This window comes from Micromonospora echinospora (assembly GCF_900091495.1).
GTDB lineage: Bacteria > Actinomycetota > Actinomycetes > Mycobacteriales > Micromonosporaceae > Micromonospora > Micromonospora echinospora.
Map to the genome: position 1 here is coordinate 4,535,281 of NZ_LT607413.1, position 12,121 is coordinate 4,547,401.

General features: G+C 71.5%; 10 protein-coding genes. 6 read left to right on the forward strand and 4 right to left on the reverse strand.

Annotated features, from left to right (window positions below):
* Nucleotides 1–314: 314 nt before the first annotated feature.
* Nucleotides 315–2,306: a pectate lyase family protein gene (locus GA0070618_RS34760; RefSeq protein ID WP_231931386.1), complete on the forward strand. Its 1,992-nt coding sequence runs from the start codon at nucleotides 315–317 to the stop codon at nucleotides 2,304–2,306.
* A 117-nt stretch (nucleotides 2,307–2,423) separates the two neighbouring features.
* Here GA0070618_RS34760 and GA0070618_RS20475 read toward each other — a convergent pair whose 3' ends face one another.
* Both GA0070618_RS20475 and GA0070618_RS20480 read right to left on the reverse strand, forming a co-directional pair.
* Entirely contained in the window at nucleotides 2,424–5,279 is a 2,856-nt protein-coding gene (locus tag GA0070618_RS20475) for an aconitate hydratase (protein ID WP_088983083.1), read from the reverse strand.
* 361 nt (nucleotides 5,280–5,640) lie between these two features.
* Nucleotides 5,641–6,303: a C39 family peptidase gene (locus GA0070618_RS20480; RefSeq protein WP_088979812.1), complete on the reverse strand. Its 663-nt coding sequence runs from the start codon at nucleotides 6,301–6,303 to the stop codon at nucleotides 5,641–5,643.
* A 439-nt stretch (nucleotides 6,304–6,742) separates the two neighbouring features.
* On the opposite strand from GA0070618_RS20480, the gene GA0070618_RS20485 reads away from it, so the two are divergent.
* Nucleotides 6,743–7,126 carry an ArsC/Spx/MgsR family protein gene (locus tag GA0070618_RS20485; protein WP_231931387.1) on the forward strand — a complete coding sequence of 128 codons (384 nt, stop codon included), beginning with the start codon at nucleotides 6,743–6,745 and terminating at the stop codon, nucleotides 7,124–7,126.
* Between the two features lie 68 nt (nucleotides 7,127–7,194).
* Here GA0070618_RS20485 and GA0070618_RS20490 read toward each other — a convergent pair whose 3' ends face one another.
* Nucleotides 7,195–7,851, reverse strand: a complete 657-nt coding sequence (locus GA0070618_RS20490; RefSeq protein WP_088983085.1) for a C39 family peptidase — start codon at nucleotides 7,849–7,851, stop codon at nucleotides 7,195–7,197.
* 385 nt (nucleotides 7,852–8,236) lie between these two features.
* Here GA0070618_RS20490 and GA0070618_RS20495 point away from each other — a divergent pair, with 385 nt between their 5' ends.
* Nucleotides 8,237–9,904, forward strand: coding sequence for a right-handed parallel beta-helix repeat-containing protein (locus GA0070618_RS20495; RefSeq protein ID WP_088985690.1), 1,668 nt, complete (start codon nucleotides 8,237–8,239; stop codon nucleotides 9,902–9,904).
* A 4-nt stretch (nucleotides 9,905–9,908) separates the two neighbouring features.
* On the opposite strand, the gene GA0070618_RS20500 is transcribed toward GA0070618_RS20495, so the two are convergent.
* On the reverse strand, nucleotides 9,909–10,097 hold the full coding sequence (locus GA0070618_RS20500; protein ID WP_088983086.1) for a hypothetical protein: 189 nt from the start codon (nucleotides 10,095–10,097) through the stop codon (nucleotides 9,909–9,911).
* A 19-nt stretch (nucleotides 10,098–10,116) separates the two neighbouring features.
* Here GA0070618_RS20500 and GA0070618_RS20505 point away from each other — a divergent pair, with 19 nt between their 5' ends.
* From GA0070618_RS20505 to GA0070618_RS20515, 3 genes are all read left to right on the forward strand, one after another.
* Nucleotides 10,117–10,800, forward strand: coding sequence for a hypothetical protein (locus GA0070618_RS20505; protein ID WP_088983087.1), 684 nt, complete (start codon nucleotides 10,117–10,119; stop codon nucleotides 10,798–10,800).
* A 37-nt stretch (nucleotides 10,801–10,837) separates the two neighbouring features.
* A complete protein-coding gene (locus GA0070618_RS20510; RefSeq protein WP_088983088.1) occupies nucleotides 10,838–11,227 on the forward strand; it encodes a hypothetical protein in 390 nt (129 codons plus the stop codon).
* 113 nt (nucleotides 11,228–11,340) lie between these two features.
* Nucleotides 11,341–12,021 (forward strand): cellulose binding domain-containing protein, encoded by a 681-nt coding sequence (locus tag GA0070618_RS20515; RefSeq protein ID WP_094977996.1) that lies wholly within the window; start codon nucleotides 11,341–11,343, stop codon nucleotides 12,019–12,021.
* Nucleotides 12,022–12,121 lie beyond the last annotated feature (100 nt).

A 12,121-nucleotide genomic window follows, 5' to 3' on the forward strand; every position in this document is an offset into this window, starting at 1 on the left:
TGGCCTGGGGCGCGAATGCTGTCGACGCATCTCGCGTTGGTGCGGGACGCGCTGCGCCCACCGGAGCGCCCCGGCCCTCCAGGGTTCAGGTGGCTGCGGGAGAAGATCGGGACATCGACAACTATTTATTGACATGGGGCGATGTGCGTTCCTAGCATGGACGAGGAAAGCGCTTTCCAGATCGTAGGCCACCACCTGCCGGATCGCCAGGCCCCGCAACCGGACCGTCCCGTCCCCGGACCGCCCGGCGGCACGTCCCGCCGCCCCGCGCGCCCACCCCGCCTGGCCGTCCGCCCTGCGAAAGGCGGAACCCCGTGACCACCACCAGCCCACCGCCCCGTCAGCCCCGATGGCGGCGGCACGCCGCCGCCGGTCTGCTCACCGCCCTGACCCTGGCCGCCACCGCCCTGCCGCAGCCGGCCACGGCGGCTCCCGGCCCGGCCGCCGACGCCCCGACCGCGCTGGCCGCCGCCACGCCTGACGGGTTCGCCACCGTCAACGCCCTTGGCCAGAACGGCACCACCGGCGGTGCCGGCGGGCCGGTCGTCACCGTCACCACCGCCGCCCAGTTCCTGGACTACATCTCCCGCCCCGGGCCGTACGTCGTCCAGGTCTCCGGGACCATCAACCTGCCCACCGGCGCTAACGACGGGATGCACAACGTCGCCTCCGACAAGACGATCGTCGGGCTCGGCGCGAACGCCACCCTCTCCGGCGGCGGGCTGAACATCGGCCTGCCGGTGGACGACGACGTCACCTCGCCCCCGGCGAACGCCGTACACAACATCATCATCCGGAACCTGCACATCACCGGGGCGACCGACGACCTGATCAACGTCCAGATGTTCTCGCACCACATCTGGATCGACCACAACGAGTTCTCCAACGGCGACGACGGCGCGGTCGACATCAAACGCGGCTCCGACTTCGTCACCGTGTCCTGGAACCACTTCCACGACCACGACAAGACGCTGCTGCTCGGGCACGACGACGACAACGCGGCGCAGGACGTCGGACGGCTGCGGGTCACCTACCACCACAACTACTTCAACGCCTCGGACCAGCGGAACCCCCGGGTGCGCTTCTCCGCGCTGGCCCACGTCTACAACAACTACTACTACGACAACAGCTACGGTGTCGCGTCCACCAACGACTCGGCCGTGCTGCTGGAGAACAACTACTTCTACAGCGTGAACAACCCGGGCCGGGTCGACTTCAGCGGGCCCCTCGGCCGGATCGTCCAACGCGGCAACATCCTGGTCGACTGCAACCACGCCATCGAGACCCGGGGCACCGTGCCCGACCCGCGCACGTACTACCCGTACACCCTGGACCCGGCCGCCGACGTGCCGACGATCGTCCCGGCCGGCGCCGGGGTCGGCCGGATCTCACCGACCGCCACGTCGACCCTCACCGCCGGGCCGGGGATCACCGCCCAGCCGGACGGGTTCGCCAGCGTCAACGCGCTCGGCCAGAACGGCACCACCGGTGGGCTCGGCGGCCCGGTGGTCACCGCGACCAACGCGAACGACTTCCTCGACTACATCGACACCGTCGGGCCGATGATCATCCAGGTCACCGGTCGGATCCAGATCAGCAGCAAGCAGGGCGTACGCCCCAACAAGACCATCATCGGCGTCGGGAACGCCGAGATCACCGGGGGCGGCCTGGACTTCTACCGGTCGTACAACGTGATCGTCCGGAACATCAACTTCACCGACGCCGAGGACGACGCCATCAACGTCGGGCAGAACTCGCACCACATCTGGATCGACCACAACCGGTTCGCCGGAGCGGTGGACGGCTCGGTCGACGTGGTCCGGGGCGCGGACTACGTGACCGTCTCCTGGAACCACTTCGACCACTCCGACAAGAGCATGCTGATCGGCCACTCCGACGGGTCCGGGTCGACCGACATCGGGCACCTGAAGGTGAGCATCCACCACAACTTCTTCGACAACAGCCGGCAGCGGCACCCGCGGATCCGGTTCGCCGAGCCGGTGCACGTCTACAACAACTACTTCCTCGGCAACGCGCTCTACGGGGTCGCCTCCACCGAGAACGCCGGGGTGGTCGTGGAGGGCAACTACTTCCGCGACGTGCCCCACCCGATGTACTCGGCCAGCGGGTACGCCGACAGCGGCCCGGGGCGGGCGGTGCAGCGCAACAACGTCTTCGTCAACTCCGGCACCCCGGAGACCGCCGGCACGGTGACCGAGCCGCGGACCTACTACCCGTACACCCTCGACCCGGCGGCGAACGTGCCCGCCCTGGTGACCGCCGGGGCCGGCGTCGGCCGGATCTGAGCCACCGGCACCACCGCCCCGCCCCGCACACTGCCCCGCCCCGGACACTGCAGGGGTCCCCTGTTCATCAGAAACGATGAACAGGGGACCCCTGCTACCACCAGACGGGGGTACGGGCTAGTTGGCGATCATCCGCCGGAGCACGTACTGGAGGATGCCGCCGTGGCGGTAGTAGTCCGCCTCACCCGGGGTGTCGATCCGGACCACCGCGTCGAACTCCACGCCGGTGTCGGTGGTGACCTTCACGGTGCGCGGGGTCTCGCCGTCGTTCAGCGCGGTGACCCCGGCGATCGAGAAGGTCTCGGTGCCGGTGAGGCCCAGGCTGTCGGCGGTCTCGCCGGCCGGGAACTGCAACGGCAGCACGCCCATGCCGATCAGGTTCGAGCGGTGGATCCGCTCGTACGACTCGGCGATGACCGCCCGGACGCCGAGCAGCATGGTGCCCTTGGCCGCCCAGTCCCGCGACGACCCGGAACCGTACTCCTTGCCGGCCAGCACGACCAGCGGGACGCCCGCCTCCTGGTACGCCACCGAGGCGTCGTAGATCGAGGTCTGCTCGCCGGTCAGGTGGTTGACCGTGACGCCGCCCTCGACACCCGGAACGAGCTGGTTGCGCAGCCGGATGTTGGCGAAGGTGCCCCGGATCATCACCTCGTGGTTGCCCCGGCGCGAGCCGTACGAGTTGAACTCGTGGCGCGGCACGCCGTGCTCGGCGAGGTACGTGCCGGCGGGGGAGTCGGCCTTGATCGAGCCGGCCGGGGAGATGTGGTCGGTGGTGACCGAGTCGCCCAGCTTGGCCAGCACCCGCGCCCCGTCGATGTCGACGACCGGCTTCGGGTCCTTCTCCATGCCCTCGAAGTACGGGGGCTTACGGACGTAGGTCGACTCGCCCGCCCAGGCGAAGGTGTCACCGGTCGGGGTGGGCAGCGACTGCCAGCGCTCGTCACCGGCGAAGACGTCCTCGTACGCCGCGCTGAACCCGGTCGCGCCGATCGCCGAGGCGATGACGTCCTGGATCTCGGCGGTGTTCGGCCAGATCTCCCGCAGGTAGACCGGGTTGCCCTGGCTGTCCTCGCCGATCGGCTCGTTGGCCAGGTCGATGTCCATGGTGCCGGCGAGGGCGTAGGCCACCACCAGCGGCGGGGACGCCAGGTAGTTCATCTTGACGTCCGGGTTGATCCGGCCCTCGAAGTTCCGGTTGCCGGAGAGCACCGAGACGACCGCGAGGTCGGCCTCGTTGACGGCGGCGGAGATCTCCTCCGGCAGCGGGCCGGAGTTGCCGATGCAGGTGGTGCAGCCGTAGCCGACCAGGTGGAAGCCGAGCTTCTCCAGGTAGGGCGTGAGGCCGGCCCGCTCGTAGTAGTCCATGACGACCTTGGAGCCGGGGGCCAGGGTGGTCTTCACCCACGGCTTGCGGGCGAGCCCCTTCTCCACCGCGTTGCGGGCCAGCAGCGCGGCACCGATCATGACCTGCGGGTTGGAGGTGTTGGTGCAGGAGGTGATCGCGGCGATCACCACCGCGCCGTGGTCCAGCTCGAACTCGGTGCCGTCGGCCCCGGTCACCCGGACGGGGTTGCTGGCCCGGCCGCCCGAGCCGACCGCGCCGTTGACCAGCTCACGCGGGGCGTCGGCCGGGTCGTTCGCCCCGTCGACAGCCGGCGAGTCGCTGGCCGGGAAGGACTCGGCGCTCGCCTCGTCGGCGCGGCCCTGCACGCCGTACGGCTTCTCCTGCTGCGGGACGCCGGGCTTCCGGTCGTCGCCGCCGGTCTCGTCGGCGGCCACGTAGTCGGTCAGCGCCGAGCGGAACAGCGTCTTGGCGTTGCCCAGTGGCACCCGGTCCTGCGGGCGCTTCGGCCCGGCCAGGGACGGCTCGATGGTGCCCAGGTCCAGTTCCAGGCGCTCGGAGTACTCCGGCTCGGCCGCCGGGTCGTGCCAGAGGCCCTGCTCCTTGGCGTACGCCTCGACCAGCGCGACCTGCTGCGGGTCACGGCCGGTCAGCTCCAGGTAGCGGACGGTCTCCGCGTCGATCGGGAAGATCGCCACGGTGGAGCCGTACTCCGGGGACATGTTGCCGATGGTGGCCCGGTTGGCCAGCGGCACCGCGCTCACACCGGGACCGTAGAACTCGACGAACTTGCCGACCACGCCGTGCTTGCGCAGCATCTCGGTGATGGTCAGCACCAGGTCGGTGGCGGTGGTGCCGGCCGGCATCTCACCGGAGAGCTTGAAACCGACCACGCGGGGGATGAGCATGCTGACCGGCTGGCCGAGCATGGCGGCCTCGGCCTCGATGCCGCCGACGCCCCAGCCCAGCACGCCCAGGCCGTTGACCATCGTGGTGTGCGAGTCGGTGCCGACGACCGTGTCCGGGTACGCCTGACCGCCCCGCTCCATCACCGTACGGGCCAGGTACTCGATGTTGACCTGGTGCACGATGCCGGTGCCCGGCGGGACGACCTTGAACTCGTTGAAGGCGGTCTGGCCCCAGCGCAGGAACTGGTAGCGCTCCTTGTTGCGCTCGTACTCCAGCTCGACGTTGCGGGTGAAGGCGTCCTCGCGGCCGAACAGGTCGGCGATGACCGAGTGGTCGATGACCAGCTCGGCCGGGGCGAGCGGGTTCACCTTGGTCGGGTCGCCGCCCAGGTCGCGGACGGCCTCGCGCATGGTGGCCAGGTCGACCACGCAGGGTACGCCGGTGAAGTCCTGCATCAGCACCCGGGCCGGGGTGAACTGGATCTCCACGCTCGGGTCGGCGGCGGCGTCCCACGCGCCGAGCTGGCGGATGTGGTCGGCGGTGATGTTCGCGCCGTCCTCGGTCCGCAGCAGGTTCTCCAGCAGGATCTTCAGGCTGTAGGGCAGTCGTTCGTGGCCCTCCACCTTGCTGATCTTGAAAATCTCGTAGCTCGCGTCTCCGACGCGTAGCTGGGTCTTCGCACCGAAGGTGTCGAGGCTCGCCACGTCGTACTCCTTCACACCAGCGACCGTGAGTAGTCCTGAGCAGTCTGTCGCACCGGTCGGGGTGCCGCCCCGGTTAGGCGACACTAACCAGCGATTCCGCAGTCCTACAAAACCGTACGTCCGTCTTGCTATTCGTGCAACCGGGTGTCAGGCTCTGGGACGGGGAGATGGCACCCATGATCCACCACGTACGGCTCGCCCGCCCGCGCGGGTCGGAGGACGCCCTCCGGGCGCTTGCGGCGGGCCGCCGCCGCGCCGCGCGCGGCCGAGCGGGGGAGGCCGGCACCTCGACCCGGTCCGGGCGACCGCCCCGGTGTACGCCGAACGGGCCGGCCCCCTGGTGGGGGCCGGCCCGTTCCGTGGTGTGTGGTGTGTGTCAGGCGGAGTAGCCGCGGGTGGCGATCCAGTCGGCGAGGGTTTCGGTGGTGATCCAGTAGGAGGCCTGGTCGGGGTTGGCGGAGTCGGCGATCTTGACGGTGTTGGCGTTGTCGCGGTAGCCGACGACGCTGATGTAGTGACCGCCTTCGAAGGAGTGGGTGGTGCCGTTGGTGTCGGTGGCGGTGCCGGCGATGTTGGCGACGACGGCGCGGCCGTTGTCGACGGCGGTGCGGACGTCGTGGCGGAGGGTGTCGGTCTGCTTGTCGTCGGCCTGGGGGGTGGGGATTTCGATGGTGCGCCAGTCGTTCTTGCCGGCCTTGGTGTTGAGGGCCTTGGTGATCTGGTGGGCGCTGTCGGTGCCGTTCTCGGTGGTGCCCATCTCCCGGGCGAGGTCGTCCTGGGAGATGTTCTTGTCGAGGGTGGTCAGGGCGTTACGGGCGGCGGCGGGGCCGCAGTAGAAGAAGTTCGGCTGGGCTTCGTAGCGGACGTTGAGTTCGCGCTGGTTCTTGCTGGGCTTGTCGTGGCCGCGGTCGGTGGTGACCGTGGTGGTGGGGGTGTGGGTGGTGGGGGCGGCGAAGGCGGTCGCGGGGCCGGCGAGGGCGCCTGCGGTGAGGGCGGCGCCGGCGGCGGTCAGGGCGGCCTTACGGATCAGCGTGGTCATGGGGGTGTCCTGCCTTTCCGTTCGTACGGGGGATGTACGCGGGCGCGGGGGCGCCACACGCGAGAAGAAAGGGGGTCGTGGCGCGGGGGCGCTACGGGGATGGTTCTGGGGGGCGCGGTTCCGGGGCTTGGCCTACTCGGTGCGCCAGGTTGGTACAACGCCGTCGGGCCGGTCGGCATTCCGGGTGGCGGGGCACCCGGTCGGGGGCTCGGTGCGGCGGGTCCGGAGGCGAACCATGTACAACGCCCCCACCCCCGGACCGATTCCCGACCGGCACCCGGCGCGAACCGGACATCGGGGGCTCCCCGGTCGACGGCGCCTCCGGCGCCGGTGGCCCGGTGTGACCGGACAACCGGCGCATCCGGCACCCGGCGCCGTACCGGTGACGCGGTGGTGGTCGGGCCGCACCGACGCCACCGGTCCCGCATCGTCTGCCACGATGCCCGGTATGGAGATGTGGCACAACCCGTCCTGTTCGAAGTGCGCCGGCGCGCGGGAGACCCTGGACGCCGCGCGCGTGCCGTACCGGCTGCGGCCCTACCTGGAGCAGCCGCCGAGCGCGGCGGAACTCACCGAGGTGCTGCGTCGCCTCGACGCCCGACCGTGGGACGTCTGCCGGCTCGGTGAGCGGGCCGCCGTCGAACGGGGCATGGCCGACTGGCCGCGTGACGAGGCGTCCGTGCCCCGCTGGGTCGAGGCGATGGTGGCCGCGCCGGAGCTGATCCAACGGCCGATCCTGCTGCTCGACGACGGCGGGGCGGTGGTCGGTCGTACCCCCGAGGCGGTGGCCGAGGCGGTGGACCGGGCCGGCGCGGCCGGCTGACGGACCCGGCTACGCGACGACGGGCCGCCCCCGGTCAGGGGGCGGCCCGTCGTGTGGTGTCACCTGTCTCAGGCGGAGTAGCCGCGGGTGGCGATCCAGTCGGCGAGGGTTTCGGTGGTGATCCAGTAGGAGGCCTGGTCGGGGTTGGCGGAGTCGGCGATCTTGACGGTGTCGGCGTTGTCGCGGTAGCCGACGACGCTGATGTAGTGGCCGCCTTCGAAGGAGTGGGTGGTGCCGTTGGTGTCGGTGGCGGTGCCGGCGATGTTGGCGACGACGGCGCGGCCGTTGTCGACGGCGGTGCGGACGTCGTGGCGGAGGGTGTCGGTCTGCTTGTCGTCGGCGGACGGGGTGGGGATTTCGATGGTGCGCCAGTCGTTCTTGCCGGCCTTGGTGTTGAGGGCCTTGGTGATCTGGTGGGCGCTGTCGGTGCCGTTCTCGGTGGTGCCCATCTCCCGGGCGAGGTCGTCCTGGGAGACGTTCTTGTCGAGGGTGGTCAGGGCGTTACGGGCGGCGGCGGGGCCGCAGTAGAAGAAGTTCGGCTGCGCCTCGTAACGCACGTTCAGCTCCCGCTGACCCTTGTCGTGCCCGCGCTCGGCGGCCATCGCCATCGGCTGGGGGTTGCTGTCGACGGCGGCGCTCGCGGCGACCGGGCCGGCGATCATCCCACCGGCGAACACGGCGCCGGCAGCGGTCAGAACGGTCTTGCGGAACAGATCGGTACGCATGTCGTCACCTCTCGCTCGGGGGAACGCGGCACCCGGGACGATCCGGGGGTGGGCGCCACGCGAGTAAGGGTTTCGCGGTGCGTGGGCAACGCCGGCAGACGTCCGGCGGCCAGGGAGATGCAACCAGCCCGGCGGGCCGGTCATTCCGGCCTCCGCTCCCCGGGGGCCGGGGTGGGGCGGTCGCACGGTGGTCACAACGGCCGGCGGCCCGCGTCCATGCCCGGTCGGCCGGTGACCGGCGTCACCGCACACGGCGCGAACGGCGCAGCCGGTCACGTACGCCGCCCGGGTTCCGGTGTTTCCGGACAACGGGGACGGGAAAGCGGGCGGCGACGAACGGGACGAGGCGACGACCGGGACGACCGGCCGACGAGGGGAGGGTCCGGTGCCGTACCAGGTGCCCACCGCGGCCCCGCAGCGGCGGACGCGGGTCTCCGCGGCCCCGCTGTGGTGCGACGCGCGGGAGTTCGGGCTCCGCGGCGACGGGGTCACCAACGACCAGCCGGCGCTGGCTGCCCTGGTGGACCGCCTCGGCGAGGCGTATGCCGCCGACGGCCAGCCCCGCGTCATCCACTGCCCACCGGGGAGCTACTCGATCCGGGACGCCGGCACCATCTGGCGCAGTGGGGTGTCCCTGGTCGGCTCCGGTCCGGCGGCCACCCGGTTCCTGCTCAGCAACGAGGGCAACCGGGCCGATCCCACCCCGCTGGCCTTCTGGACGACCGTGCAGCACGGCGCGGACCGGGACCGGAACATCGCCGACTGCACCTTCGCCGACTTCGAGATCGACGGCTCCGGGGTGGCGTTGGCCGACTACAACTACCTCGCCAAGGGCCTCGGCCTGCAATACGTGGTCCGGGGCGTGTTCCGCAACCTCTACATCCACCACACCGGGGCCACCGGGCTCGGCTGTGACTTCCTCCAGGACAGCCTCATCGACGGGGTGGTGGTGGTCGGCTGCGGTCGTCTGGACAACGGACAGCAGATGGGCGGGGCCGGCATCGGCATCGGGGTCGGTGGCTGGGGCGGGGTCGAACGGTGCACCATCGCCAACTGCACCACGGTCGGCAACGGCACCAACGGCATCTTCCTGGAACTCCAGAAGGACTACTGGACCCGGCCGCGCGGCTACCGCATCGTCGGCTGCCACAGCGAGGGCAACCGGTTCGGGATCTCCGACTGGGGCGTGGACGGGCTGATCGTGTCGGCCTGCACCCTCATCGGCAACCTGGAGGCCGGCTTCGACGTCTCCGCCAACGGCACCGCCGGTGTCGCCGGCCGGGGCGGGATCGTCAGCGACTGCGTCATCGACGGCAACGTCCTGGACGGGATCAGCATGGGCAACACGCCGGGTCCGTACACGGTGCGCGGCAACCGGATCAGCGGGAACGGGGCGTACGGCTACCACGAGCACGACCTCGGCCACGGGTACACCGGGCCGGCATCCGACGTCACGATCGACGGCAACGAACTCTGGGACAACGGGCTGGACGCGATCCGGATCGACCGCCCGATGGCCGACGTGACGGTCACCGGCAACCGGATCCGCAACAACGGTCGCCGGTGCGCCGCCGCGACCGGTGGCGGCGGTTCGGTGCGCTACGGCCACCGGTCCGTGACCGACCCGGCCGCGCGCTGGCCGGTGAACGGGCACCGGGGCAAGGTGGTGTGGGTCGGCACCCGGCGGGCGGTGGTGACCGGCAACACCGAGACCGAGCTGACGCTGGCCGAACTGCGCCCGGACACCACCACCGGATGGAACGAGGACGTCCCGCCGCCCGGCGCGGCCTACGACCTGCCCGCCGCGCCGGTGACGCGGGCCGGGATCGCCGTGAACGCCACCGTCGACTCGGCCACGGTGCGGGGCAACCGGATCTGGGACAACCGCGCCGAGCCCACCCAGACCCACGGGTTGTGGATCACCGAGCGTGGGTCCTGCGTCTCCTGCCGAGTCGAGGACAACGACTTCGCCGGCAACGCGGTGGCCGCCCTACGCCTGGACAACCCGCCGACGGGCGGGTACTGGCACCGTAACGTCACCGAACGGGGCTGACCGCTCAGCTCTCCCCGTCGGCCGGCGCGCTCGCGGTGGCCTCCGCGTGCCGGTCCCGCAGCCGGGCCCGGATCTCCTCCGGGGTGTACGCCCGGCGTCGCCGCTCCGCGCGGGCGACCACCACACCGGTCGCCGCGACGCCGACCACACCGGCCAGCCCGAGGAGCTTCCACCACTGCATCCGTTGCCGCATGGGCCTAGGGTAGTGCCCCATGAGCATCAGCCTGGACGAGGCGGTCGAGCTGACCCGCACCGGCGACGTCTGGGTGTTCCGGGGACGCAGCGTGCCGGACCGGGCCATCCAGCTCACCACCAACAGTCCGGTCAACCACGTCGGCATGGCCGTGGTGTTGGACGACATGCCGCCGCTGATGTGGCACGCCGAGCTGGGCCGCTCCCTGCCGGACCTGTGGACCGGCACCCACCAGCGCGGCGTGCAACTGCACGACCTGCGGGACGCGGTCTGCGTCTGGGCCGAGCGGTACGGCCAACGGGCCTGGCTGCGGCAGCTCGAACCGCCCGCCGGTCCGGCGATGGAGGAAGCCGTGCTGCGCACCGTCGCCCGGCTCGACGGCACGCCCTTCCCGTCCACCGCCCAGCTCGCCTGGCGCTGGCTGCGCGGCCGGGTTCCGGCGTTCCCCCGGCCGGCGCTGCCCGGCCGGCGCGGCCCCGTGCCGGCGCCCCCCGCCCCGGCGGGCCACGTCCCGGACCGTCTGCTGGAGACCGCGTACTGCGCGGAGGTGGTCGCCGTGACCTACGAGGCGATGGGGCTGCTCCCGCCGGGACGGCGGCCGAACTGGTACGACCCGGGCCGCTTCTGGAGCGGCGACGACCTCGATCTCGAAGCGGGCGCGACGCTCGGCGCGGAGATCGAGGTGCGGATCCCGCCCCGGTGAGGTTTGCCCGGACGCCCGACCGGCAACTCCTGACGCCGTGACAGCCTCCACCGACCTCGGTACGCTCACCGACTTCTTCGACCGGTACGGCGTGGCGCTGACGACCGGCGATGTCTCCGCCATCGCCAGCTGCTACGCCCTGCCCGGCCTGGTGGTGGCCGACACCTACAGCTTCTCCTTCAGCTCGCCGGCTGCGGTGGCGCTCTCGTTCGTGGGTGCCGCACCCGACTACCAGGACCGGGAACTGGTGGCCGCCAACGCGGTGATCCTCCAGGTGGAACCGGTCTCCGCGCTGCTGACCCTGGTGGCCGTGCAGTGGGAGTTCCTGGACAGCGGGGGACAGGCGGTGCCCGGGGAGCGTTACCGTTACCTGCTGCGCGCCACCGACGACGGCCCGGTCATCTGCACCGTGATCCGGGCCGGCTGACCTGCCCGGCGGGCACCGACCGACCGGAGCGACCGATCCGCCCGCGCCGGGTGGGTGCGGCAGTCGACCGTGCTGGCTAGGCTTCCCGTTCGGGAAACCGACGAGGGAGGACCATGGCCGGGAAGCGTCGTGCGCGGAACGGGTCCACTGTGGCCCTGCTCTCGCCCTGGGCGGTGGTGTCGGTCGGTGTGCTGGTGATGGTCGTCCTGCTGGGCGTCGCCCTCGGCACGGCCGTCGGCGACCGGCCGTCGGCCGAACCCGGGCCGGCGCTGCCGACCGGTCCGTTGCCGGCGATCTCCGCGTCGTCCTTCGCCGCGTCGCGCAGCGCGGCCCCGACGGCGAGCCGGACGGCCCGTCCTTCCCCGACCCCGTCGGCGAGTCCGACCCGCGTGGCGTCGCCTACCCCGTCGCGTAGCCCGAGCCCGACCGTCGAGTCGGCCCCGATTCCGTTGCTCAGCCAGCCGCCGTCCCCGGCGACGCAGGTCACCGGGGTCTACCGGGCGGTGGAGACCTACGCCGGGGCGTTCATCGGCGAGGTGCGGGTGACCAACCGGTCCGACACGCCCCGATCCTGGACGGTGCGGGTGGAGGTGCCGGGCGCGCGCCTGGTGTCGGCCTGGGTGGAGGGATCGGCGCAGGCCGAGGCGAGCGGTTCCCGGTCCCGCTTCACGTTCACCAGCGGGGCCGCCCTCGCGCCCGGGGCCTCGGCGTCGCTGCGGTTCCACCTCGCCGACACCGGCGCCGCCACCGCTCCGTCAAGCTGCACGGTGGACGGCGCTCCCTGCGGTCGCTGACCTCCCCCGTCAGGTGGTAGCAGGGGACCCCTGTTACCGCTTTCTGCCGAGCAGGGGTCCCCTGCAACCACGGCAGCAACGGCGAATGGCGCGGGCGTGG